Genomic DNA, 22,658 nt, shown 5'->3' with positions numbered 1-22,658 from the left:
TATTCTAATTACCTATACTCACTAATTACCGCTTTTCCACTCACAATCGTTCTCGTGGTCATCAACTAGTCCTGCAGCCTGTAGAAAAGACAAGACGGCGACTGGGCCTGTGAACTTGAAGCCTCGTTTTTTGAGATCTTTGGCTAATTTTTCAGACAAAGGTGTTTTAGCTGGGGCTTGGCGGTAATCGGGAACATCGTTAACGATCGTTTTCCCCTCAACAAAAGACCAAAGATAGGCATCAAAAGAGCCGTACTCTGCCTGTAGTCGTAGAAAGGATTGGGCGTTAGCGCGTGTAGCAAAAATCTTGGCTCTATTTCGAATGATGGCTGGATTATCCAGCATGGCTTCCAATTCGGTGTCGGTCATCTCTGCGACTGCGTGAATTTGATAGCTATGAAAGGATTCTCGGAAAGCTTGGCGTTTGTTGAGCACCGTTTCCCAAGACAGGCCTGCCTGATAGGTTTCCATGCACAACAATTCAAACAATGCTTGGTCATCATGGAGGGGCTGGCCCCACTCCTCATCATGATAAGCGATGTAGAGAGGATTGGTCATCTTGACCCACGAACAACGTTTTGTCATGCTCTGCTCCTATTTCACCAACATCTTAAGGGCCGACTTGATATAGTTCTCAGCTGTATCTGTCGTTCCTTCAAAGAATTTCTTGATTTTCTTGAGCTCTGTTGCCTTGTAGCCCAGAGCCAACATTGCTTCCATGGCTTCTTCCAATTCTTGGTTTTCTGCGCTAGCTTGTACTGCCACCTTAGCAGGAAGGTCATCTCCTGCAACTACTACCTTGCCTTCCAAGTCCAACACCATCTGCTGGGCTGTTTTCTTGCCAATTTTAGGGAACTTAGTCAAGTAGGTAATGTTCTTGGTTTCAATGGCTTGAACCAAGCCAGCATTGTCATCAGCAGCGATAATAGCAAGAGCTGATACAGGCCCAATCCCAGACACCGAAATTAGACTAAGAAAGAGTTTTTTCTCATCTTCTGAGCGAAATCCATAAAGCAGATGGGCATCCTCACGCACGACCTGATGCACATAAATTTGAGCCTCTTGATTGATCTGTCCCGAGTAAGCATAGGGGTTAGCTACATGCAGGATATAACCTATACCATTGGTTTCAAGAACAATGTATTTAGCAGTGATTTTGGTAATGATTCCTTTTAAATATTCGTACATAGTTTTCCTTTTAGTTTAATATTTCCCCAGCTCACGGAGACTGGTGTGATTTTCCTGAATACGTCGGAACATCTTTTCCATATCTGACTTGGTAAAATGCACTAAAACAGGACGTCCGTGGGGACAGTTATAGGGATTGTCACATTGAGAAAGTTGATAAAGCAACTGTCTGGCCGAATGGTCGTCAATACGATGGTTGGCCTTGATAGACCGCTTGCAGGACATCATGATAGCCAGCTCTGCTCGATATTTCTTGATAGAAACTTCCTTGGTCAAAAGGAGCATGTCGCACATCTCATAGATACCTGATTCAATCTCTTCTTCTGCCATCCAAATAGGATGTTCACGTAAGATGAATTGATTTTCTCCGTACTCTGCTAGAAAGACGCCCACTTCCTCCAAATGTGCCATTCTTTCCTTGAGACGAAGAGCATCATCCGCAGGAAATTCAAAGATGTAGGGCACTAGGAGTTGTTGTTGACTTTGGTCAACATCGCCAATGCTTTCACGGTACTCCTCGTACTTAACCCGTTCCTGAGCCGCATGTTGGTCTATGATGTAGAGCCCATCTCGCCCTTGAGCAAAGAGATAAGTCCCACGCATTTGCCCGAAAAATTCCAACTCTGGGAAACTTGAAGATTCTTCTCGCTCCAGCTTGTCATAAGCCTTATCCAAACTGGCCAAATCTAACTCTGGATGGTCTAATTGGTCATAATTAGCAGGCTTTCTCTCTGCAAAATGCAGTTTTGCTGGCTTGGTCAATTGGTCCAAAGTTTCTTTGGCAAACAGGGTCAAATCCTGTCCTTCATCAGTCAATTCTACCTGATAATCAGCCACCTCAGCTTGACTGGGCCTTGACGGCTCAGTTTTCTCATAGTAGAGCGTATTTTCTTTGAGTGGGAGAATAGTTTGCTCGACTTTCTCACGATTGCGCACAGTCGATTTGGCAAGATTTTCCAAGGCATCAGGTATCAAGGTTTGTTCCTTGAGGCTCTTGGAAATGGCTTCTGAGACCAATGCCATCAGTTCTTTTTCCTTGGAAATCCGTACTTCTTGCTTGGTTGGATGCACATTGACATCCGCTAGATAAGGGTCGATATGGATATGAATGACAGCCAGTGGAAAACGGCCTACCATGAGCTTACTGCCATAGCCGTCTAGAATTGCACGATTGAGCAGGAAGTTCTTGATATAACGGCCATTGATGAAGAGACTGATATAGTTGCGATTAGCTCGAGTCAACTCAGGCAAGGACACAAAACCTGAAATTTCGAAATCTAGGTCAGAATTCTCAATTTCAATCATCTTCTTGGCACTCGCCAAACCGTAAACCCCTGCGATTGCTTGGCGCAGTTGTCCAGTCCCTGCTGTCCGCGTCATCTCCTTGCCATCACTAACCAAACTGAAGGAAATCTCAGGATGGGCCAAGCCTAGACGGTTGACAATATCAATGATATGAGACAGCTCCGCTTGCTGGCTCTTCATATACTTGAGGCGGGCAGGCGTGTTGAAAAAGAGGTCCTCCACACAAACCTTGGTTCCCACAGGACTAGTCGCTGGGATGACTTCTTCAACTTCTCCCCCACGCGCGACTAGCTTGGTTCCGTGACTTGCACCCTCAACTGCTGTCAAAAGAGTTAAAACGCTGACAGATGCGATAGAAGGCAGAGCTTCACCACGAAAACCAAGCGTCCGAATCCGAAAGAGGTCTGCTTGATTTTTTATCTTACTGGTCGCATGACGACGCAGGGCTAATTCTACTTCATTGTGGGAAATTCCATGGCCATTATCTGTGATTTGAATCTTCTTGAGACCTGCTTCCTCAATCTCAATGGTAATCTGACTAGAGCCAGCATCAATGGCGTTTTCCACTAGCTCCTTAACAACGCTAGCTGGACGCTCGATAACCTCCCCAGCCGCGATCTGGTTTGCTAGAATCTCTGGTAATTCAATAATATGAGACATCTTTCAGCCCCTTTCCGTATCTATTTTCCTAGAAATTGATTAGTGCTATTATACCATATTTCAGAAAGGACAGAAAAGCAGGCGCCATATAGAAGCCGAATCCCTCCACATAAACAAAGTCCCTTGCCAGGGGGCATAAAATAGTGGTATACTCAATAAAAATCAAAGAGCAAACTAGAAAGCTAGGCGCAGACAGTACTTTAGTACGGCAAGACGACGCTGACGTGGTTTGAATTTGATTTTTGAAGAGTATTAATAAAGATGTACAAGAAGTGAGATTAACTTTGTATGAAAAACAAGGAGAGAAATTTATGAAAGTAGAACTACAGATTAGTGAAACTTACAAGGAGGAAAAGCTGATTGTCCAAGCACCTCAGCCGACAGATAAAGTCCAGAAAGTCATCGAGTTCGCAGAAAATCTGGACCGAACAGAAAAAATCAAAGGGAAAATCAATAATCAGGTCTATCTCGTTGAGATTGGCAAGGTTCAGCGCTTCTATATCGAGAATCGGAAGGTTCTAGCAGAAACGGCTAGCCAGACCTACAATATTGATTTACGGCTCTATCAAGTCCTTGAAATTCTGCCAAGCAATTTTATCCAAATTTCCCAATCTGAAATCATCAATATCAACTCCATCTCTCATCTGAAGCTCACGCCCAACGGTCTGGTAGAAATTTTCTTGAAAAACGAAAGCTTCACCTACTCTTCACGCCGTTATCTAAAAATCATCAAGGAGAAATTAGAACTATGAAAAAACAAATCTTCCACGACGCAGCTACTGGTGTCCTCATCGGTCTCATCCTCTCTATCATCTTTTCACTTATGTATTCCCCAAATACCTACGCACCACTGAGTCCCGAGTCTCTGATCGGACAGGTGATGGTGCAACATCAGGTTCACGGTGCCTTGGTCTTGCTCTACTGCACACTTATTTGGGCAGCTATTGGTATTCTCTTCAACTTTGGCAAGCGATTATTCAGCCGTGACTGGAGCTTGCTCCGTGCAACTCTGACTCATTTCTTCCTTATGCTAGTAGGATTTATCCCATTAGCAACCCTAGCAGGTTGGTTCCCCTTCCACTGGATTTTCTACCTCCAACTCATTATCGAGTTTGCGATTGTCTACCTCATCATTTGGACTATTTCCTATAAAAGAGCATCAAAAAAAGTAGACCATATCAATCAACTCTTGAAGCATAAAAAGTAAGAGTGCTGATAAAACCACTTGGAATAATAAAAAAGTCAAGCCTAAGCTCAACTTTCCAACTCATACAAATCTGCGATAATCGCTGCGACACGTTTGATATCTCCCAGCATGCCTCGCATTTCAAAGTCAGCCAAGACAGGGAAACCAAAACGTTGACTGTATTGCTTAGCTGTCAAGCAGTATTGGTTATTAAAGTTACGATTGCCTGAACCAACTACGCCAAAACACTTACTAGCATTGTCACCATAAGCGATAAAATCTCCCACTGGCGTTGTCAATATCTCAACATCTCCGTTATCCACGCCATTCCCACCTTCTAGGTAAGTCGGCAAAAAAGCAACATAGGGATGGTCCATTTCATAGAAATCTTGGCCTTCTTTGACCAAATCTTTTATATGAATCTTTTGAACCTCAATTCCCTCGTACTGGGACAAGAGATAGTCTTTCAAGCGCGTCACAAAACTTTCAGTATTGCCACTCAGACTAATATAAACTAAAGAAATTGTCTTCATATGTACCTCCATGATTTTATTTTTAATCGAAAAAGAACTACCAAGATTGTAACTTGATAGTTCTTTTTTGTCAATACTTAGGCAAGTTCTTCTGTTTCCTCTTCTTCAGCCAAGGCTTTTTGCTGACGCCATATCTTGTAGAAGACAAGGGCTAGGAAGAGAACATTGATGACGATATAGAAAATGCTGACAGCTTTTGAACCAATACCCATTGTCAAACGAATAGTTTCATCTTGAACCAGCTGCAAAGCGTCTTGTAAAGTCACATAGGTATAAATCGAACCAATAATGGCTAGCAAAACATAGCCGACATAAGTATAGTTTGCATACTGCAAATTCTTACGAACAAGGAATACAATCGCTACTACCACTAAAATAGCAGATAGTACAACCAAGGCCACATTAAAAATAGAATGAGATGCTTCTGCCACTCTATAGCTAAAATTAATGCTATCTTCTACCTGCTGAGCACTGACCCCTGCAACTTGTTTTTGAGCAGCACGAAGGACTTCTTTACTAGGCAAGGGCTTCAAAAGTTCAAACAGAGACGTAGCTGAAATAAGGGCAGACAAGATGAGCAAGACCCATAGATAAATTGGTTTCTTTTTCATGATAGAACCTCCTGATGTTATTATTGATATTATAGCACTTTTTGTAAAGGGATACAAATATTATAGTGTCGTTTCTACCTGTTTTCGGTAAGCTTTTGGCGATTTTCCGCACAATTTTCGGAACACTTTATAGAAATATCCAACATTACTGTAACCAACAGCATAACAAATATCTTCGATGCTGTCACTAGTTGAAAGCAAGAGCTGTTGGGCAGCCTTGATGCGTTGTTTGTTTAAAAGCTCTGCAAAGGTCGAATTGGTTTCTCGCTTAATCAACTGTCCCAGATAGACAGGATTGATAAAGAGATCCTTACTGATATCCTTGAGGGAAAGTTCTTTCTGATAATCACGCCCAATGACTTCTAGCACACTAACCACATTTTCATTCATCCGATATTGTCCAAAGAATCGAGTCAGAGTTTCCTTGATATAAGGAACCAATTCATCGAAGGATTGAATAGCATGAATCGTTTTGACAATGTCCGTCATATCATCAGCTTTGAGATGTTCAAACAAATGAAAGACATCCATGACAAACTGGATAAAAAGCTGCTTGGTAATTGGAACACGGGGTGTATTTTCAAGAACTACCTTCTCCAAGAGATTTAACTCTTCTACGATTTGATTGAGATTTCCCTGAATGATAACCCTATAAATCGGTTCGTAATAGGTAAAGAGACTCTCAGACTGTTGTAGATTTACAGAGCCGTAAAAGAGGGCTTTCTCAGCATTCAGCTTCCAGCGTTCAAAGTGTTCTTGATAAGGAGCTTCAAAGGGAGTAACGACTAAACCATCTAGGGGTTGATCAGAAATGAAAATCTGCCAGTCTTGACCCAAGACATAGTAGGGAATGGTGAAGGAGCCTTGTTTTTCCTTGGATAGACCTATCCACCAATTCTCCTTATTCCCTAAATAACTAACAAATCCAGCCTCGTCTAAATCTTGACTGAGGGTCTGACTTTTCTTTTCTCTCTCGCCGAGCTGACCTGCAATCTTCTCCAGCAGATTTCCCAACTCTACCTTATCAACAGGCTTGACCAAATAGTCCACCACACTAAGGTTCATTGCTCTTTTTACATAATCAAACTCCTGATAACCTGAGAGTAGGATATAGGCTGCATCTGGTAAGATTTCTTTCATCTCTCGAATCATATCAAGCCCTGTTTTGTCGGGCATATTGACATCGGAAATGACCACATCGACAGGATTTTCATGAACATATTCTAGGGCTTCATCGGCATGACTGGCTGTTGCGACGACCTCCATATCCCACTTATCAAAGGGAATCAAACGTTTCAGACCTTCTGTCACCATGTACTCATCATCTACTAATAATACTTTATACATTTTCTCCCTTTCTACTCATCTTGAATTGTAATACGATACTGAACACCTGCTTGCTCTGCAGAATCTATAGTAATAGCATATCGATCCCCAAAATAGAGCACAAAACGCTCATGTACATTGACAATCCCGATAGACTGCTTTTGATCACTGTAACTGGCTTGGTGTTCAAAATGTCTCTGACTTAATTTTTCTCGAATACTTGCCAGTTTTTCAGCCGACATACCACGGCCATTATCTACCACTAAAATTTCCACAAAACCGTCCTGTTTAAGAGCCTTGATGCTAATCACATTATCTGTCCGTCTGTGGTCAACACCATGCGCGAAATAATTTTCTACCAGCGGTTGCAAGGTAAACTTAGGAATCTTCATATTCTCTAACTCTGGATCTATCTTGAAACCATAGGCAATGGACTTGGGATAGCGAACCATACATAGATAGCTATATTTACGGCAAAATTCTAATTCCTGTTTGAGAAGGGTCTCTCTTTCGTCGGAAATATTGTTACGCAAGAGACTACTGAATTCATAAATGATATCTGCCAACTCATCTTGACTTTGCATAACTGCATACATGCGCAAGAACTCCAGCGTATTATACATAAAATGAGGATTGATTTGAGCCTGTAAGGCTCGCATATTGGCATCCTTTTGACTAAGTTCTAACTGATAAATATCATGGATATTCTTTTCTAATCGATCCAACATATCATTGGTAGTCTCCGCGATTAGGAGCAATTCCTGATCCTTTTCCAGTGTGTCAATACGAAGACCTTCTTGCCCTTGGGCAATAGCATGGATGGAATCCACCAAATCCACTACCTGCTTTTGATAATTAGCAAAAGTCTTCCTCAAAGTCAGATAGAGAATGACAATAAAGAGAAGGCTCAAACCCACAATCAAAGCAGAGCTGGAAACTGTTCCTTGTAAAACAAAGTTTTTAGGAACTGCCACCTGAACCTGATATCCATGAGAAGTCATACCAACAAACCAGTTCTCATGTTCCCTATTGACCCTCTCACCAATATGAAAAATCTCCGTATCAAAAGGCGATGTCACAGTAACAGCCATCGGGATATGACCTCGGGTATTGTCTACAGCATGGTATAAGATTTCTGGATCCAAGGAAATATAAACAACCCCTATAGATTGATCCGTCGCTGGATCTAAAATAGAAACTCCAAAACTATTGGCCTCTGGTTTAAAGCCTTCCGCAAGTACCGAATGACCACCTCTCTCATTTCTGCTCGAAACATAGACTTCTTTAAAGTCCTGCAAGACGATTGCAACACCCGTTATATAGTCATTCTGAACATACAGGTCATCGATATTTTCATACAGAGAAATAGAAGTTGACGAAGCTGCTTGATGCTCCAACAGCCAATAAAAATATTCAGAAGTTGACAGGCTAAAGTACTTATAAACCCCTTGTATACGGTCTTGATTGGCTACTAAATCTTGCGCTAGCTGGGCTGACTCGCGATAATAATATTCCACCTCTTCGACTGTTCGAGTGGTTACACGCTGGGCTACTCTTTGAGCTTCCTTTTCCCGTGAATCCCAGTCAGCGTAAGAGAGTAAGATTGCAAAACTCGCAATAATAATCATCATAACTGAACTGTAGGTTCTTAGAAGCGTATGTAGCCAAAACTGCTTCATTCTATTTTGTCGCCAATTTTTCATGGATACTTTCATAGACCGGTTCCAACATATCACTGATAAAGAAATGCCACATCCCAATTCCTACAAAGAAAAGTAGGGCAGGCATATAGTAACCAATTGCCACAAGTAGCACAGTCCCAAGGAGAACCTTGGCCACAGCCGCTAAGCTCATAAAGATGCCAATTAAGGATAGTTTGAGACTATTTCGATAAGACAAGTCAAAATAAACTTGTAATTTCAAAGATACTGTATAAGCCAAAAACAGCAGGGCAACTACTAGAATATTCAAAAATGTCGCAATCAAATGAACAAAAGTCTGATGAGGCAATTGTACCAAGAGATACAAGCCATAGACTAAAATCAAATCCACCCCTAAAAAGCTATAGAAAATCAGGTTGCTTGAAACAAAATTTTGCTTGTAAAGAGACCAAGCCTCCTTCAAACTGTATTCTCGAAAGCTATAACCATGTTCTGCATACAAGCTCAACAAGGTGGCACTAGCCGGCGCTAGACCAAGGATAATCCCTCCTACCAATGTTAATAGCCAAAAGAAGGCTGTCGCAATCATCCCTAAAAAAAAACGATTAAAGACAAAGTCTAAAAATTTACCCATGATATCCCCCTAAAAATAACTATGTAAGTATTATATCATATTTCAAGCGTTTTCAAAAACTTCTAGTATCCATTTACAATCCCATCAAACCGTGGTACAATGAGAATTGTGAGAAAATTATCAGGAGACAATTCATGAAGAAATCTATCTTAACTACACTGCTCTTTGAAGTTCTTTACTTCCTCTGCATGGGGATTGGTGTCCTTTTGGGCAATTTCTTTGACCAAACTGGAAACATGTTTTATGCGCCTGCCTTTACTGCCCTTGTCGGCGGTAGTGTCTATATGATCCTGGTCGCAAAAGTTCCGCGCTTTGGAGCCATTACCACTATCGGCCTTGTCATCGCCCTCTTTTTCTTGGGGACTAAACACGGTGCCGGTGCCTTCCTTCCTGGAATTATCTGTGGTCTCCTAGCAGATGCAGTAGCTAGCCTCGGAAAATACAAGGACCAAACAAAGAACTTCCTTTCTTTCCTTATTTTTGCCTTTAGCACATCAGGACCAATCCTAATCATGTGGATTGCGCCCAAAGCCTATATGGCAACCCTTCTAGCAAGAGGAAAATCCCAAGAATATATCGACCGTATCATGGTTGCGCCAAACCCTGGAACCATCCTTCTATTTATAGCAAGTATTGTCATCGGAGCCCTAGTGGGTGCCTTAATTGGACAAACCTTGAGTAAAAAATTGGCACAGAAAATCTGATTACTAAAAAAGAGCCAGGCGGCTCTTTTTTATTTATGGCTCAATTTCTTGGTCAAGAAGTCTCCCAAGAATTGGATCGCAAAGATAATCAAAATGATAATGATGGTTGCCAAGATGGTTACATCGTGATTGTAACGGTTAAATCCATAAGCGATGGCTACGTTACCGATACCACCAGCTCCAACCGCACCAGCCATAGCTGTTTCTCCAACAAGAGAAATCAAGGTCACAGTCGTCACACGGATCAAATCTGGAAGACCTTCTGATAGGTAAACACCTACGATATCCCAGAATGTCGCTCCGCTAGCTTGAGCCGCCTCAATAACACCACCATCTAGCTCAGCCAAGACAACCTGTACTTGACGGGCAAAGAAGGCAAAGACTGCAAAAGATAGCGGTACGATAGCCGCATTTGGACCAATGCTTGTTCCTACGATTAGATGAGAGAAGGGTGACAAGACTGCCAAGAGAATGATAAATGGTACCGCACGGAAAATAGAGGTAATCTTATCTAAAATCCAGAAAACGACCTTATTTTCCAAGACACCACCTGGCGCTGTCAAAACAAGGAAAAGACCTGCCACTAGCCCCAAGAACCCTCCGATGATGAAAGAAAGAACTGTCATATAAAGAGTTAGATAGATGGCTGTTCCCCAGCCTGCCTGACCAGCCCAACCCATTTTATAGACATTTGGCAAATAGGTTTGAATCAATGATTCCATCTTACTGTCCTCCCTTCAATACTTTTAGTTGTACGCCTGCTTGACGAATGGCTTCTTGAGCACCTGCCAACGCTGCTTTTTCACCTGACAAGACCACAACTAATTCTCCAACAGGAGTGCCATCAAGAATTTCGATATTTCCATAAAGGATATTAGCCGTTACTTGATAATGCTTGTACAATTCATTCAAAAGTGGCTCGTCTGTTGAAGCACCCGCATACTTGAGTTGCACCAAGAGACTGTTTTCAGACAAATGTTCCACGATTTCCTGCTTCTCAATCTTAACCATGGCTTCATCAATGCCAGTGGCTGTTGAGATAAAGTCCTGGGTCAAAGGTTGTTTAGGGTCTGAGAAGATTTCAAGAACACTGCCCTCTTCAATCAAATGCCCATCCTGCATAACTGCCACACGGTTGGCAATGTCTTTGACAATCTGCATTTCATGCGTAATCAAGACAACCGTCAAGCCTAATTTTTGGTTCAAATCTTGCAACAAGGCCAAAATCTGCTTGGTTGTCTTCGGATCAAGAGCAGAAGTTGACTCATCTGAAATCAAGATTTTTGGATCATTTGCCAAGGCACGTGCAATGGCCACACGCTGTTTTTGCCCTCCAGATAGTTGTGAAGGGTAGTTTTCAGCACGGTCTGCCAAGCCAACCAAGTCCAACAACTTGGCTACTTTAGCCTTCTTTTCTTCCTTGCTAAGTCCAGAGTGTTTGAGGGCGAAGGCTACATTCTCCTCTGCTGTCTTTTGGCTCATGAGGTTAAAATGCTGGAAAATCATTCCGATATCTTGACGTTTACGACGCAACTGCTCAGCCGTCAAGGTCACCTTGCCATCAAAAATCACATCGTCGTCAATGGTAATTTTCCCTGCAGATGGTTTTTGCAAGAGATTAATCACCCGTACAAGGGTTGATTTCCCTGCTCCAGAATATCCAACGATTCCGTAGATATCCCCTTCTTGAATGTGAATGGTCACATCCTTGACCGCTGTGATGGTTCTCTTCTTTTGGTGAAAAGTCACATCGATCTGATCTAACTTGATAATATCTCTACTCATAGCTTCTAATCAGCTCCTCTACTAATTCAATATGGGTGTAGTAATCGGCGATTCGCACATTTTCATCTCCACCGTGGTCTCGGCTGTTGGCATTTCCTAGACCGAAGGCCACCATTGGCACCTCTAGGGCATCAAAGACCGTATGCATAGGCCCTGTCCCCGCTGTCGTCGGCAAGACTGAAACGCCCTGTGGATAGAATTTCTTGGCCAACTCGATTACATTGAGAATGGCTGGTGCGCTCATATCGCTGCGATAACTCATCTCTCCCAAGGTATAGTATAATTCTACCTTATCAAAGCCATTTTTGTCTAGCTGTTTCCGAATTTTTTCCAGAACATCATGCGGTTCTAGACCAGGAACCAAACGAACCTCTAGCTTAGCACTGGCTTCTGCTGGCAAAATCGTTTTAACCCCTTGTCCTTGGTAACCTGACTGAATCCCTTCGATATTGAGAGCAGGTTCAAAAAAGAAACGTTTTAGAAAGGCTGCGCGATCCTCTTGTAAGAGAGGCAATTCCAAACCATAAATCTGGCTGATTTCCCCTGGATTTCGTTGGGCGTAAGTATCCACCAAGGCCAATTCACGTTCATTTGGCTCTTGAACTTCTTCGTACAAACCTTCAACCAAGATATGGCCATCTGCGGCACGAAGAGACTGTAGGGCTTGGAGGAGATACCAAGGAGCTGATTCCACAACCCCACCATAACTAGAGTGGATATCGACATCCGCACTTTTTACCTTGGCATCAAAGGTCACAATCCCCTTATTTCCACCAGAAATTTCTAGCTGCTCCAAGGCATTCTTGGTCCCTTGTTCCCAAACTAACAAATCTGCTCCACGGAGTTTATCAGCGTGCTTTTCCAGATACTTATCTAGGTCTGTCGAAGCCGATTCCTCCGCTCCCTCCATGATAAAACTGATATTGACAGGCAAATCATCATGGTGCTGCATGTATTTTCTCAAAGCACTCAAACGAGCTGTGATATGACCCTTATCATCGTCAACCCCACGCCCATACATGAAGCCATTGCGCACTGAAAGAGTAAAGGGATCCTCTGTCCAGATCTGATCCCCATCCGCTGGCACAGTGTCATAGTGGTTATAGAAAATCAGAGTCTTAGCATCTGGACGCGAACTCTTGAAATGCGCCATGACAAAGGGAGCCGTATAAGTCTCATCAATCTCCACTTCAGCCCCAACACGTTTGAAAATCTCACCCAGATAGTTAGCAACTTCTTTGAGCCCCACCTGTTGGGCAAAGACCGACTTCTTAGAAATCAAGGTACGCAAAACCTCAAAATAATGCTGGGCCACATGATCCTTTTCAAATTTTTCAATCTGTTCTTGTTCGCTAGGAAAAACCATATTCTCTCTACCTTTCTATGAACCTATAGTCTTCTTTACAATCCATGCTCTATACAAAAGCAAGAGGTGGAATTTTCTCTCCCACCTCCCTGTTTCTTATTACCAAACTGGTTGATCCAAACCGTCTGATGTTTCTTCGATAACTTTTTTCACGTCATCTGTGTGGTAAGCTGCGATCACTTTCTTGATAGCATCAGCCTTAGGTGATGTTTCCCAATCTTTTTTCGCAACGATGATGTTGTACCATTGTTTTGAATTTTCATCAGCTTGTTCTTTGAAAAGTGCTTTCTTGTAGTCCAATTTTGCTTCTGTAACGAAGGTATTGTTTACAACGGCAGCGTCAACTGATGACAATGAACGAGCTGTTTGGCTAGCGTCCAATTCAGTGATTTTCAAGTTTTTTGGATTTTCTTTGATGTTAGCAACTGTTGCAAGAGCAGTTCCTGAAACGTCCAATTTAATCAAGCCAGCTGATTGAAGCAAGTAAAGCGCACGGCTTTCGTTTGTAGCATCGTTCGGTACAGCGATTTCTCCGTTTGCTGGGATGTCTTCTACTTTAGTGTACTTGTTGTCACTTCCATTCAAACCTGAGTAAAGGCGGATTGGAGAGATGTAAGTATCAGCAATCGCTACAAGGTCTTTCCCGTTTTCTTTGTTCCAGTTGTTCAAGAAGTTGTAGTGTTGGAAAGCGTTCAAATCTACTTCGCCATCAGCAGTTGCCTTGTTTGGTTGTGAGTAGTCTGTGAACTCTGTAAATTCCAAGGTAATTCCGTCTTTTTTAACCAATTCTTGAATTTTGTCCCAACGTTTCTCTTCAGAACCGCTACGGTTAACCGTTGCGATTTTGATAGTTGTTGCATTGTCTGCTTTCTTTTCTGAGTTTCCGCAAGCTGCAAGAGCCAAACCTGCGACTGTAGCAAGGGCAGCTACACCAAGCCATTTTTTGATTTTCATGATTCTTTCTCCTTAAAAATAATACCGTACTAGTATCTCACAATTTATTTGATTTCACAAATTGTTATTAGATAGTCAGATATATAGTTTAAAACTATATCCTTAAAAACTGAGAAATCATCCACCTTATTCAGAATGGATGATTTCAAAAAATTATTTAATATCAGCTTCTGCTGGTAGGTAAGTGTCTCCGAAGAATTGTTTAGACAATTTTTCAAGAGTTCCGTCTTTGTAGAGTTCTTGGATACGTTTGTCTACAAATGTTTTCAACTCATCTTGACCTTTAGCAAGAAGTGGGTAAACATAAGGTTGTTGGTCGCTTGGAAGTTCGATCACTTTCAAGTTGTCCAAACCTTGGTCCTTGATGACTGTTTCAACACCGATTTTATCAAAAATCTTGTAGTCAAACTGGCCATCGCTCAAGCGTCCCATGATTTGTTGGAAGTCCGCTTTAGTATACTTTAGGACAGTTGGATTATCTGAATGTTGTTTGTTGTAGTCTTCTAGCTGTTTAGCAGAAGTTGTCCCTTGAACAACTTCTGTTGATTTTCCACCGATATCATCAAGCGATTTGATGCTAGGGTCATCTTTTTTCACTACAAGAACGTTAGGGTTTTTAGCAGTTGGAGCTGCATAAAGGTATTTTTCAGCACGTTCTTTAGTGTAGCTGATGTTGCTAACAGCCATATTGTAACGGTCAGCATCAAGTCCTGCAAAGACTCCTGACCACTCTGTCTTCTCAAACTTGACATCATACTTGTCAGAGTCTTTAAAGATAGCGCGAACCACTTCAATTTCGTAACCAGTCAATTCGCCATTTTCTTCATAGTTGAATGGTTTTGGTGTAGCATTAGTTGCAACGATAATTTCTTTCTTGCTAGCTGCTTCTCCCTCTTTCTTAGCACCACCTGAGCAAGCTGCTAGTACACCTGCAGCAACAAGCCCTAGGGCAGCAAGAGATGAGTATTTAACGATTTTTTTCATGTCATTTCCTCCAAAATAGAATACCTTATAATCTTAACAGAAAAAGACCATTTGCGCCATTATATGATATCTATCTCTGTGATAGGTTTTCTTTATGGCTGATTTATACTCAATGAAAATCAAAGAGCAAACTAGGAAGCTAGCCGTAGGTTGCTCAAAGCACTGCTTTGAGGTTGTAGATAGAACTGACGAAGTCAGTAACATATATACGGTAAGGCGACGCTGACGTGGTTTGAAGAGATTTTCGAAGAGTATTAAAAGATCAAACGCAAGACTGCAATTAAGACCACTCCAAAGAGAACTGTTCCGACTAGATTGCGGTAGCGAAAGGCTACCCAAGCCGTTGGAAAGACTGCTAAGAAGTCCAGCCATTTGATTTGAGGAAGACTCCCAACCTTGCCTGTCACTACGCTTGAAAGAATCAAGGCAAAGATAATAGAAACAGGCAAGAATTTCAAAAAACGCTCAACGATTGCAGGCAAGCCCTTATACTTGACCAAGATGAAGGGAATCATACGGGGAATCCAAGTCACCAAGCCAGAGAAAATAACTGCTAATAAAAGATACTTACTGACCATCTAAAACCACCCCCATTGTACAACCTAGCAAGGTCGCAAACAGAACAGCTAGCGACTGAGACACCACTGTTAAGAGTAAAAAGAAGGACACCGCAACAACTGCTAGGATAATGAGCAGATTGCGGACAGGAATCCGTCTTTGCATAATCTGGAATTGCGAAGCAAAAATTCCAATGAACATCCCAACCAGGGCAAAATCCAAGCCAAAGATTTCTGGATTTGGCAGCAGACCACCCAGAGCCGTTCCGACAACTGTTCCCACAAACCAAGCCACATAGCTGTTGAGATTGTTTCCGTGCATCCACATAGGATTGACCTTGTCTGTATGGGCTAACTCGCCCATCAAAACGCCATAAGTCTCATCCGTCAAGAGACTAGACATACCGATATTTTGCCAGAGACTGGTATGACGGAAATAGGTTGACGCATGCAAACTCAACAAAAAGAGACGCAAATTAATCAAAAAGACCGTCATAGCAATAGCTGCCACAGGTGCTTGAACCGCAATCAGTGCCAACATGGCAAACTGGGCGCTCCCAGCATAAACAAAGAGGCTCATCAAGCCCATCTCAACAGGTGTCACATAGGGCGCACCAATAATCCCACAGGCCAAGCCAATACTGACATAACCAAGGGCCGTTGGCATGGCCGCCTGCGCCCCCTCCCAAAATCCTTTTTCTTTCATCTTTCTCCTCATATTGTCTTAATAATACTCAATGAAAATCAAAGAGCAAACTAGAAAGCTGGCCACAGGTTGCTCAAAACATTGTTTTGAGGTTGCAGATAGAAGCTGACGCAGTTTGAAGAGATTTTCGAAGAGTATAAGTAGGCTGAAAAGGCTCCAGCCATAGCATGGACTATTATAACACATTCAGGAAAGAGAAAAAAGTCTGCTGATTGTAATCAGACAGACTCCATTTTATTCTTATTTAATCTTGAAGAATTGAACAATTGCCACAATACCTTGATAAATAAAGACAAAGGCAATGGTGTAACTAATATAGAGACCGGTCATCAATGGGTGTCCCATCATGATTAAACCTGCTACGATTCCTAAAATCCCCATCCAAACTAGAGGGGTACCTACCGATTTATCCGTCTTACGAACCTTGAAACCAACGATAGTTTTTGTAATACCATTTGTCAAGGCCCATAAAGAAATGATAAATGGTACAAATGTTACCATTTCAATAAAGCTACCTGAGAACAAGGTAAGAGCGAGGATGAGGGTAACAATTCCTCCAAATAAATTCCAGCCATGCTTTTCTTCTGATTTGAAGTATTGTACAATCTCAGAAATCCCTTGAACTGCAAATACAAGTGCAAACCAGAAAGTCATGGAAGCCAAGCTAATAAGAGGATGTGCAAACATATTAAAACCTACAAAAACTGCAAAAATACCCGCAATTAGTAACAACCATTTCCAAATTTTCGACATTATTTTTCTCCTTTTTTAGAGTAATCTTCCTCTAGTATTCCATAAATCATCATATCCAAAACCTGTGATAATTGATGTTCATATCCTGAAACCAAGTCAGGCAAACTGCTATCTGACGAAACAGTTAAATAATAGGAACGAAACATATCCTGAATCAATCGCAGATAGTCCATAGCTCGTTTCTCATCAATATGCTCTTTCAGTTTGGATTCTGATATAAGTTTTTGACAAACTTGTTCATTCAAGTCCAAAAAGATAGCTTTCTGTGGTGCAATGTCTGCTTCCAATTCTTCTGGTGTCGCAATCATTGCCTCAAAGAAAATGTGGCTATGTTCTGGGTATTGCTGATAAAATTGGTGACGTCTTTCCATATAATCAGCTAAGGAGGGCACTTGACCTTCCACCCCCAGAAACACTGCCAAAGCTTTCTCAAAACTCTCCTGAAAACAAGTTAGATAGAGGTCTGATTTCCCTGAAAAATTATGATACAAAACTCCTTTGGAAATACCATCCACTTTACAAAGTTCATTGATGACAAAACCTTGATAGCCTTTTGTAGCAAATTCAAACAAAGCAGCGGTAATGATTTTCTCTCTTCGTAGTCTTGTTTTTTCTTCTTTTCTCATGTATTTATCTCTACATTTTTTAATTATAAACCGATTGGTCTGAAATGTCAAGCAACTTTCTCAAAAATTTAACAGTCTGCTGATTGTAGCCATCATAAACAGACTGGAATCCAGTCTCAAACATATAATATACACATTCTTCGCTAAATGTTTTCACGGATATTCAAGAGTATGATAAAGGCAGCTAGAAGAAATAGCAATAAAACAAAGCTAACTGCCAGAGTTCCAAAGCTAGTAGCAATGGTTACCAAAGCTATTGTAAATAAGCTAGGTAAAACAACTGTAATGGCACCGATAGAGGATTGAACTGCTCCCATTGACTCCTCAGGTATTTGTTTAAAAATGAGTTCCTGTAATCGAGGAGAGAGGATACCTGCGAAAAAGGCATCCAAGGCACTAAAGATAAGAATCCAGTCAAAACGAACTGCCACAAAGCCAACTAAAAGGAGTAATTGGATAATAAGCGAGGCATATAGGGCTAGTTTTATGGAGATTGTATTCTTCAGATAGCCACTCACAAGGCTTCCGACAATAAGGGCTGACAATTCAAGGGTGGATAACAAGGCAAGAGATTGACCTGTTTGTAAATTCAAAAAGGGCTGATTCCTCAAAAACAGAGTAGAAACAGGAACTGTAACATTTATCACTGCTTGACTAATAGAGATAATAAACAAAACCAAGAGCACCTTATTCATATTCCATATCAATTTTGATGATTGGAGCAGATGCTGGCAAAAGGATTTTACAGAGAGTCCTTCTTGATAGCTAATCGTTTTTTCTACTTTCAAGAGGTCTGTTTTTATGAAAAGAATACCTAAAAATGCGATTAAAAAGGTCAGAGCATTCAGTAAGGAAATAGACTGGATAGATAGAATACCTAGTAAGACTCCTCCTAGAATATTACTGATTGTTTTCACTAAACTAACAGTTGACTGTTTAAATCCAATAGCTTCTGCCAGATGGTCTTGCCCAATAATTCTAATGAAAATCGGAGTGAGCATGGCGCCTGAAAAATAACTCAATGTGTCAGATAAGAGGTTAATCAGACAAATAAATGCTACTAATAACAAGGAAAAGGACTGCCCTGAAAGTGATAAAGAAACGATAGAGTAAAGCAAAAATTTTGCAAAACTAATCATTGTATATTTTAGGACACGATGATGTTGAAAATCCGCCAAAACTCCCAGAAAGATTTGCAGAACTTGAGGAAGGGTTTCTGAAATCGTGATCAGTAAAATCGCCAAAGGGGCAAAAGATGCATCTGCCACATAATTCAAAAAGGCCAGATAAAAAATCGTATCCCCAACCGTTGAAATCCACTGGTTGATGGTTAATTGCCTAAAATTTCTATTTTGAAGAAATACTTTCATCACAACTCCTTTTAAAGTTCCAGTGTATAGAAAACAAGACTTGGTTTAATATTGAACTCCAAGCCTTGCTCATATTCAGATTCATCCATTATATGATGTTCATGCCGTATTTTATAATAAATCATATCTTAAAAATACCAGACCACACTATTCCCTGCTTGTATTTAGCTTCTTTCTTTTGGACAAATTTTGCTAAATCCAACAACTCTGTCGGCGGTTCACCTTTAAAGCTCAACAATTCTTTAGAGACGGCAAAAGAAAGACGTACAGCTAACAAATCTTCATTAGTACTAGAGAACTGTTTTGCTGTTTCCAGCAATTGCTTCCTAAATTCTTCCGTCAAGCTAATTTCTTTATTATTGTATAGGGAATGAATTAACATTTGTAACTGACTTTGTTTTTCCATCGTTTACCTCATTTTATCTAGGACGCCAAGTTTCACTTTTAGTCCAGCCATTTACAGTATGCTCATAATTAAACATATACTGTACGAATTCCCATCTATAAACCACTTCTGCGACTTAGGATCTGCTTGAAGTGCTTTACAAGGATAGTATAACACGAAAATTAGCTTATTTTAGAAAATCGCATATTTGATATTTTTTCTTATAGAAATTTCAGATTTGCAATTGTTGACTACTCAATAAGTTCTTTGTATTGCTTCAAACGCAATTCGAAGAGGGCTAGCAATTGTGGATTTTCTAATACTTGCAGAGATTGGATAAATCTTTCAATCTCTTTTTGATTGCTTCCTTTGGTTTGAAGGAAAATCTTCATTTTCTTTAAAAACTGCCACAATACTTTTTCAAAAACATCGTATGGACGAAGCATGCTCTCTAGCTCAGCTTCAAAAATTGGGATATAAGAGAAAAGTTTACGCTCCATGAGTTCTGATATAATATTCAGAAATCCACTTTTCATATACAATCGATTATGTACCAACTCTTTAAATTCCCTAGATTTCTCAATTAAAGCGGTCGATAAAAATATCAAATCTTGATTGCTCAAGAAGGGCATGGTATTGCAAAAGAGATAGAGTTCAAACCAGGTCCAAGACTCAATAGCATAGAGATAGATAGTCAAAAACTCGCTATCTTCTTTTACTAATGGATAGTTCTTATTTAAGGAATGGAGTGCGTTTTTAATTACAATGGCATTCAAACGACGATAGGTCTCTGCCATCTGTTCTTGCTCGACTTCCTCCAACAGTTGCTCTAAACCAGCTATATCTTGGTGGGCAAAGCGATCCACAACCTTTCTACCAATTCGCATATGTGGAGATTCTTGATAGTTGTTGAGCTTGTGCCCAAACTCATCAAAGGTCACATTTATACCTTGGATAGCTAGAATCAACTTATCTGCAGACAGCATAGACTGCCCTAGTTCGAACTTGGATAGCTGAGAAGCTGTTAGTCCAGCACAAGCCACATCTGACTGCTTGAGCTTTCTAGCCAAACGTAATTCCTTGTAAAATTCCCCCAATTCCATTCTCCCAATCATCTGACCACCTCCTATTCTTTATATATTATATCATTATTTACATTTATTTGTCAAAATATTCTGACATTTCGGCAAGTAAAAAAGTCAGCCTTAAGCTGACTCTTTATTCCATAGTATCAAAAGCGAGACTTGGTTTGGCATTGAGGTCCAAGTTTGCAAAATTTTCTTTGTTCCACTCGCTGACGCTGGCATAGGCAATCATTCCTGCATTGTCTCCACAAAGACGCAGTGGTGGGATGATGACCTTGACATCTGTGATTTCGGCCGCTAGGCGTTCTCTGAGACCTTTATTGGCTGCCACGCCACCTGCCACAACCAGGGTTTTAACAGGGTATTTTCCCAAGGCCTTCTTGGTTTTTGCCATAAGAATATCCAAGACAGCTGCTTGAAAGGAAGCACACAAATCCTCTGTGGACAAGCTTTCTCCCTTTTGCTCGGCATTGTGGTGAAGATTGATAAAGGCCGATTTCAAACCTGAGAATGAAAACTCCAGATTATCTTCCTTAATCATGGCACGAGGGAAATCATAAATATCCTGTCCCTGATGAGCTAGCTCGTCAATCTCACGACCAGCAGGATAGGTCAAACCCATGACACGGCCAACCTTATCATAGGCCTCACCAACCGCGTCATCTCGCGTTTCCCCAACAATCTTGTAGTCACCAGCCTCCGAAACATAAACCAACTCTGTGTGCCCACCGCTAACCAAGAGGGCTAGCAAGGGAAACTCCAAAGGCTCCACACTCTGAGCGGCCATGAGGTGGCCAGCCATGTGGTTAACGGGAATCAGCGGAAGCCCATGTGCCCAAGCAAAAGCCTTGGCAGCTGACAAACCAACTAGTAAGGCTCCGACCAAGCCCGGTCCATAGGTAACCGCCACAGCTGTTACGTCCTCTTCGGTAATTCCTGCTTCTGCTAGAGCCTCCTCGATACAGGCTGTAATGACCTCGACATGGTGACGACTAGCTACTTCTGGCACTACGCCCCCAAAACGTTTGTGGCTCTCGATTTGACTAGCAATGACATTGGACAAGAGCTGGTCGTCTTTTTTTAAGACAGCGACACTGGTCTCATCACAGGATGTCTCAAATGCTAAAATATATCTATCCTTCATCTATTTCTCTCTTCATGATGATGGCGTCCTCGACTGGGTCATGGTAGTAGGCCTTTCGCTCAGCGATGACTGCCATCTTTTCTTTCTTGTAAAATGCTTGCGCTCGGTGATTTGACTTTCTGACTTCGAGGAAAATCTCCTTATCTGCCGGCAATTGAGCAAACAAGGCCGAGGCAATTCCCTGACCCTGATAGACTCCTTTGACAGCGATTTGCAGGACTTCTGCTTCAAATAGATTCTCCTGCACAGCTAAAAATCCAATCACTTCTGCTCCATCATAAGCTAGAGCATACCAAGTCTGGTCTTGGGACAAATCTGCTTGGATTTGTTCCAGCGTCCAAGAACTGACTGGGTAAACAGCTGCCATAACAGCGTAGATGGCTTGAGCCAGATCAGGTTGCTGTTGAGTTCCTTTGATTTCTATCATAGGCGTTTAATATAAGACTCGCCAGATTCGGTGTGATTCTTTAGCCAGTTTTCCTCAGCCTCGACACGCTTGAGGTAGTTCGGCACAAAATCATGCAAGGAGTCTGCTTCCTTGTCCCAGGCCCAGAGAGCTAGATTAGCTGCATTTGGCAAGGTTTCTTTGAAATTAGTCCTTGGCAAGTGTTCTTGAATCTGCTCCACAAAGGTGCCAACTTCTCCGACAAAGGTTACTTGACTAGCACCCTTGATTAGCTCAATCACTCGCTCAAAGGGCAGGTGTGCTTCTGGCATGACAGGTTTGGCATTCTCATAAAATCCTGCGTAAACATTGTTGCGACGCGCATCCATCAAAGGAACGAACAAACCTTCTTGTTGGTAGGGCACCAGAGCCAAGAGGCTAGACATACCAACTAACTCGATGTTAAGAGTATGAGCAAGGGTCTTGGCAGTTGCTACCGCAATTCGCAAACCTGTGTAGCTACCTGGCCCTTCCGCCACAACGATTCTATCCAAATCCTTGGGCGTCCAGTTCACACTTGCCATCAAAAAATCGATGGCAGGCATGAGGGTAATACTGTGATTTTTCTTAATATTAATCGTCGTCTCGGCAAGAACCTGCTTGTCCTCTAAAATAGCGAGAGAAAGAGCCTTGCTGGACGTATCAAAAGCTAATACTTTCATAACACATTCCTATCTTTTTGTCTGCTTA

Annotated in this window: 27 protein-coding genes; 4 read left to right on the top strand and 23 right to left on the bottom strand. The window is 41.6% G+C overall.

Annotated features, from left to right (window positions below; translation table 11 throughout):
* Positions 1 to 21 precede the first annotated feature (21 nt).
* The 3 genes from QMQ21_RS14365 to mutL are packed head-to-tail and all read right to left on the bottom strand — an operon-like array spanning position 22 to position 3,153.
* On the bottom strand, positions 22 to 585 hold the full coding sequence (locus tag QMQ21_RS14365; RefSeq protein WP_024056929.1) for a DNA-3-methyladenine glycosylase I: 564 nt from the start codon (positions 583 to 585) through the stop codon (positions 22 to 24).
* A gap of 9 nt (positions 586 to 594) precedes the next feature.
* Positions 595 to 1,188 carry a Holliday junction branch migration protein RuvA gene (ruvA, locus tag QMQ21_RS14360; protein WP_000273415.1) on the bottom strand — a complete coding sequence of 198 codons (594 nt, stop codon included), beginning with the start codon at positions 1,186 to 1,188 and terminating at the stop codon, positions 595 to 597.
* A gap of 15 nt (positions 1,189 to 1,203) precedes the next feature.
* On the bottom strand, positions 1,204 to 3,153 hold the full coding sequence (mutL, locus tag QMQ21_RS14355) for a DNA mismatch repair endonuclease MutL (protein WP_261814698.1): 1,950 nt from the start codon (positions 3,151 to 3,153) through the stop codon (positions 1,204 to 1,206).
* A gap of 311 nt (positions 3,154 to 3,464) precedes the next feature.
* Between mutL and QMQ21_RS14350 the strand changes: the two genes are divergently transcribed.
* On the top strand, positions 3,465 to 3,905 hold the full coding sequence (locus QMQ21_RS14350; protein ID WP_261814697.1) for a LytTR family DNA-binding domain-containing protein: 441 nt from the start codon (positions 3,465 to 3,467) through the stop codon (positions 3,903 to 3,905).
* Positions 3,902 to 4,360, top strand: a complete 459-nt coding sequence (locus tag QMQ21_RS14345; protein ID WP_049500693.1) for a DUF3021 domain-containing protein — start codon at positions 3,902 to 3,904, stop codon at positions 4,358 to 4,360. The genes QMQ21_RS14350 and QMQ21_RS14345 overlap by 4 nt, the downstream gene beginning before the upstream one ends.
* A 47-nt stretch (positions 4,361 to 4,407) precedes the next feature.
* Here QMQ21_RS14345 and nrdI read toward each other — a convergent pair whose 3' ends face one another.
* The 5 genes from nrdI to QMQ21_RS14320 all read right to left on the bottom strand — a co-directional run bounded on the left by nrdI (position 4,408) and on the right by QMQ21_RS14320 (position 9,104).
* Positions 4,408 to 4,872 carry a class Ib ribonucleoside-diphosphate reductase assembly flavoprotein NrdI gene (gene nrdI / locus QMQ21_RS14340; RefSeq protein ID WP_004255033.1) on the bottom strand — a complete coding sequence of 155 codons (465 nt, stop codon included), beginning with the start codon at positions 4,870 to 4,872 and terminating at the stop codon, positions 4,408 to 4,410.
* Positions 4,873 to 4,949: 77 nt separating this feature from the next.
* A complete protein-coding gene (locus QMQ21_RS14335) occupies positions 4,950 to 5,483 on the bottom strand; it encodes an ABC transporter permease (protein WP_023946835.1) in 534 nt (177 codons plus the stop codon).
* Between the two features lie 60 nt (positions 5,484 to 5,543).
* Positions 5,544 to 6,830: a response regulator transcription factor gene (locus tag QMQ21_RS14330; protein WP_261814696.1), complete on the bottom strand. Its 1,287-nt coding sequence runs from the start codon at positions 6,828 to 6,830 to the stop codon at positions 5,544 to 5,546.
* Positions 6,831 to 6,841: 11 nt separating this feature from the next.
* Positions 6,842 to 8,512 (bottom strand): sensor histidine kinase, encoded by a 1,671-nt coding sequence (locus tag QMQ21_RS14325; protein WP_261814695.1) that lies wholly within the window; start codon positions 8,510 to 8,512, stop codon positions 6,842 to 6,844.
* Entirely contained in the window at positions 8,490 to 9,104 is a 615-nt protein-coding gene (locus QMQ21_RS14320; RefSeq protein ID WP_261814694.1) for a YesL family protein, read from the bottom strand. Before QMQ21_RS14320 ends, QMQ21_RS14325 begins: the two co-directional genes overlap by 23 nt.
* A gap of 134 nt (positions 9,105 to 9,238) precedes the next feature.
* Between QMQ21_RS14320 and QMQ21_RS14315 the strand changes: the two genes are divergently transcribed.
* Positions 9,239 to 9,808: an MptD family putative ECF transporter S component gene (locus tag QMQ21_RS14315; protein WP_261814693.1), complete on the top strand. Its 570-nt coding sequence runs from the start codon at positions 9,239 to 9,241 to the stop codon at positions 9,806 to 9,808.
* A 29-nt stretch (positions 9,809 to 9,837) separates the two neighbouring features.
* On the opposite strand, the gene QMQ21_RS14310 is transcribed toward QMQ21_RS14315, so the two are convergent.
* The 5 genes from QMQ21_RS14310 to QMQ21_RS14290 all read right to left on the bottom strand — a co-directional run bounded on the left by QMQ21_RS14310 (position 9,838) and on the right by QMQ21_RS14290 (position 14,897).
* Entirely contained in the window at positions 9,838 to 10,530 is a 693-nt protein-coding gene (locus QMQ21_RS14310; RefSeq protein ID WP_000444647.1) for a methionine ABC transporter permease, read from the bottom strand.
* A 1-nt stretch (position 10,531) separates the two neighbouring features.
* Positions 10,532 to 11,593, bottom strand: coding sequence for a methionine ABC transporter ATP-binding protein (locus QMQ21_RS14305; protein ID WP_000085666.1), 1,062 nt, complete (start codon positions 11,591 to 11,593; stop codon positions 10,532 to 10,534).
* Positions 11,586 to 12,959, bottom strand: coding sequence for a M20 family metallopeptidase (locus tag QMQ21_RS14300; protein ID WP_261814692.1), 1,374 nt, complete (start codon positions 12,957 to 12,959; stop codon positions 11,586 to 11,588). Before QMQ21_RS14300 ends, QMQ21_RS14305 begins: the two co-directional genes overlap by 8 nt.
* Before the next feature lie 99 nt (positions 12,960 to 13,058).
* On the bottom strand, positions 13,059 to 13,913 hold the full coding sequence (locus tag QMQ21_RS14295; RefSeq protein ID WP_000694523.1) for a MetQ/NlpA family ABC transporter substrate-binding protein: 855 nt from the start codon (positions 13,911 to 13,913) through the stop codon (positions 13,059 to 13,061).
* A gap of 153 nt (positions 13,914 to 14,066) precedes the next feature.
* Entirely contained in the window at positions 14,067 to 14,897 is an 831-nt protein-coding gene (locus QMQ21_RS14290) for an amino acid ABC transporter substrate-binding protein (protein ID WP_004254995.1), read from the bottom strand.
* Positions 14,898 to 14,991: 94 nt separating this feature from the next.
* On the opposite strand from QMQ21_RS14290, the gene QMQ21_RS14285 reads away from it, so the two are divergent.
* Positions 14,992 to 15,123 carry a hypothetical protein gene (locus tag QMQ21_RS14285; protein WP_261814691.1) on the top strand — a complete coding sequence of 44 codons (132 nt, stop codon included), beginning with the start codon at positions 14,992 to 14,994 and terminating at the stop codon, positions 15,121 to 15,123.
* A 28-nt stretch (positions 15,124 to 15,151) separates the two neighbouring features.
* Here QMQ21_RS14285 and QMQ21_RS14280 read toward each other — a convergent pair whose 3' ends face one another.
* The 10 genes from QMQ21_RS14280 to tsaB all read right to left on the bottom strand — a co-directional run bounded on the left by QMQ21_RS14280 (position 15,152) and on the right by tsaB (position 22,630).
* Positions 15,152 to 15,475: an AzlD domain-containing protein gene (locus QMQ21_RS14280; protein ID WP_125415531.1), complete on the bottom strand. Its 324-nt coding sequence runs from the start codon at positions 15,473 to 15,475 to the stop codon at positions 15,152 to 15,154.
* Complete coding sequence (locus QMQ21_RS14275) at positions 15,465 to 16,160, bottom strand: AzlC family ABC transporter permease (RefSeq protein WP_000659743.1); 696 nt, start codon at positions 16,158 to 16,160, stop codon at positions 15,465 to 15,467. Before QMQ21_RS14275 ends, QMQ21_RS14280 begins: the two co-directional genes overlap by 11 nt.
* Before the next feature lie 240 nt (positions 16,161 to 16,400).
* Positions 16,401 to 16,913, bottom strand: a complete 513-nt coding sequence (locus QMQ21_RS14270) for an HdeD family acid-resistance protein (protein WP_000036821.1) — start codon at positions 16,911 to 16,913, stop codon at positions 16,401 to 16,403.
* Complete coding sequence (locus tag QMQ21_RS14265; protein ID WP_033680841.1) at positions 16,913 to 17,539, bottom strand: TetR/AcrR family transcriptional regulator; 627 nt, start codon at positions 17,537 to 17,539, stop codon at positions 16,913 to 16,915. Before QMQ21_RS14265 ends, QMQ21_RS14270 begins: the two co-directional genes overlap by 1 nt.
* A 143-nt stretch (positions 17,540 to 17,682) precedes the next feature.
* Positions 17,683 to 18,909 (bottom strand): MFS transporter, encoded by a 1,227-nt coding sequence (locus QMQ21_RS14260; RefSeq protein ID WP_004254988.1) that lies wholly within the window; start codon positions 18,907 to 18,909, stop codon positions 17,683 to 17,685.
* A 121-nt stretch (positions 18,910 to 19,030) separates the two neighbouring features.
* On the bottom strand, positions 19,031 to 19,315 hold the full coding sequence (locus QMQ21_RS14255) for a bacteriocin immunity protein (protein ID WP_004254985.1): 285 nt from the start codon (positions 19,313 to 19,315) through the stop codon (positions 19,031 to 19,033).
* A 230-nt stretch (positions 19,316 to 19,545) separates the two neighbouring features.
* Complete coding sequence (locus tag QMQ21_RS14250) at positions 19,546 to 20,409, bottom strand: Rgg/GadR/MutR family transcriptional regulator (RefSeq protein WP_004254984.1); 864 nt, start codon at positions 20,407 to 20,409, stop codon at positions 19,546 to 19,548.
* A gap of 103 nt (positions 20,410 to 20,512) precedes the next feature.
* Complete coding sequence (gene tsaD / locus QMQ21_RS14245; RefSeq protein WP_000655020.1) at positions 20,513 to 21,523, bottom strand: tRNA (adenosine(37)-N6)-threonylcarbamoyltransferase complex transferase subunit TsaD; 1,011 nt, start codon at positions 21,521 to 21,523, stop codon at positions 20,513 to 20,515.
* Positions 21,513 to 21,950 (bottom strand): ribosomal protein S18-alanine N-acetyltransferase, encoded by a 438-nt coding sequence (rimI, locus tag QMQ21_RS14240; RefSeq protein ID WP_084887772.1) that lies wholly within the window; start codon positions 21,948 to 21,950, stop codon positions 21,513 to 21,515. The genes tsaD and rimI overlap by 11 nt, the downstream gene beginning before the upstream one ends.
* Positions 21,947 to 22,630 (bottom strand): tRNA (adenosine(37)-N6)-threonylcarbamoyltransferase complex dimerization subunit type 1 TsaB, encoded by a 684-nt coding sequence (gene tsaB, locus QMQ21_RS14235; protein WP_084887770.1) that lies wholly within the window; start codon positions 22,628 to 22,630, stop codon positions 21,947 to 21,949. Before tsaB ends, rimI begins: the two co-directional genes overlap by 4 nt.
* Between the last annotated feature and the right edge of the window lie 28 nt (positions 22,631 to 22,658).

The sequence above is a fragment of the Streptococcus bouchesdurhonensis genome (assembly GCF_948472335.1).
This window is presented reverse-complemented; position numbering and strand designations above follow the sequence as displayed.

Coding starts and splice junctions, on each gene's coding strand:
- QMQ21_RS14265 (WP_033680841.1), bottom strand. CDS start 17,539: ATGAGAAAAGAAGAAAAAACAAGACTACGAAGAGAGAAAATCATTACC.
- QMQ21_RS14315 (WP_261814693.1), top strand. CDS start 9,239: ATGAAGAAATCTATCTTAACTACACTGCTCTTTGAAGTTCTTTACTTC.
- rimI (WP_084887772.1), bottom strand. CDS start 21,950: ATGATAGAAATCAAAGGAACTCAACAGCAACCTGATCTGGCTCAAGCC.
- QMQ21_RS14300 (WP_261814692.1), bottom strand. CDS start 12,959: ATGGTTTTTCCTAGCGAACAAGAACAGATTGAAAAATTTGAAAAGGAT.
- QMQ21_RS14365 (WP_024056929.1), bottom strand. CDS start 585: ATGACAAAACGTTGTTCGTGGGTCAAGATGACCAATCCTCTCTACATC.
- QMQ21_RS14295 (WP_000694523.1), bottom strand. CDS start 13,913: ATGAAAATCAAAAAATGGCTTGGTGTAGCTGCCCTTGCTACAGTCGCA.
- tsaD (WP_000655020.1), bottom strand. CDS start 21,523: ATGAAGGATAGATATATTTTAGCATTTGAGACATCCTGTGATGAGACC.
- QMQ21_RS14280 (WP_125415531.1), bottom strand. CDS start 15,475: ATGGTCAGTAAGTATCTTTTATTAGCAGTTATTTTCTCTGGCTTGGTG.
- QMQ21_RS14345 (WP_049500693.1), top strand. CDS start 3,902: ATGAAAAAACAAATCTTCCACGACGCAGCTACTGGTGTCCTCATCGGT.
- QMQ21_RS14320 (WP_261814694.1), bottom strand. CDS start 9,104: ATGGGTAAATTTTTAGACTTTGTCTTTAATCGTTTTTTTTTAGGGATG.
- QMQ21_RS14335 (WP_023946835.1), bottom strand. CDS start 5,483: ATGAAAAAGAAACCAATTTATCTATGGGTCTTGCTCATCTTGTCTGCC.
- QMQ21_RS14255 (WP_004254985.1), bottom strand. CDS start 19,315: ATGGAAAAACAAAGTCAGTTACAAATGTTAATTCATTCCCTATACAAT.
- QMQ21_RS14275 (WP_000659743.1), bottom strand. CDS start 16,160: ATGAAAGAAAAAGGATTTTGGGAGGGGGCGCAGGCGGCCATGCCAACG.
- nrdI (WP_004255033.1), bottom strand. CDS start 4,872: ATGAAGACAATTTCTTTAGTTTATATTAGTCTGAGTGGCAATACTGAA.
- QMQ21_RS14290 (WP_004254995.1), bottom strand. CDS start 14,897: ATGAAAAAAATCGTTAAATACTCATCTCTTGCTGCCCTAGGGCTTGTT.
- QMQ21_RS14310 (WP_000444647.1), bottom strand. CDS start 10,530: ATGGAATCATTGATTCAAACCTATTTGCCAAATGTCTATAAAATGGGT.
- QMQ21_RS14250 (WP_004254984.1), bottom strand. CDS start 20,409: ATGATTGGGAGAATGGAATTGGGGGAATTTTACAAGGAATTACGTTTG.
- mutL (WP_261814698.1), bottom strand. CDS start 3,153: ATGTCTCATATTATTGAATTACCAGAGATTCTAGCAAACCAGATCGCG.
- QMQ21_RS14325 (WP_261814695.1), bottom strand. CDS start 8,512: ATGAAAAATTGGCGACAAAATAGAATGAAGCAGTTTTGGCTACATACG.
- QMQ21_RS14330 (WP_261814696.1), bottom strand. CDS start 6,830: ATGTATAAAGTATTATTAGTAGATGATGAGTACATGGTGACAGAAGGT.
- QMQ21_RS14270 (WP_000036821.1), bottom strand. CDS start 16,913: ATGTCGAAAATTTGGAAATGGTTGTTACTAATTGCGGGTATTTTTGCA.
- tsaB (WP_084887770.1), bottom strand. CDS start 22,630: ATGAAAGTATTAGCTTTTGATACGTCCAGCAAGGCTCTTTCTCTCGCT.
- QMQ21_RS14260 (WP_004254988.1), bottom strand. CDS start 18,909: ATGAAAGTATTTCTTCAAAATAGAAATTTTAGGCAATTAACCATCAAC.
- QMQ21_RS14305 (WP_000085666.1), bottom strand. CDS start 11,593: ATGAGTAGAGATATTATCAAGTTAGATCAGATCGATGTGACTTTTCAC.
- QMQ21_RS14285 (WP_261814691.1), top strand. CDS start 14,992: ATGGCTGATTTATACTCAATGAAAATCAAAGAGCAAACTAGGAAGCTA.
- QMQ21_RS14350 (WP_261814697.1), top strand. CDS start 3,465: ATGAAAGTAGAACTACAGATTAGTGAAACTTACAAGGAGGAAAAGCTG.
- ruvA (WP_000273415.1), bottom strand. CDS start 1,188: ATGTACGAATATTTAAAAGGAATCATTACCAAAATCACTGCTAAATAC.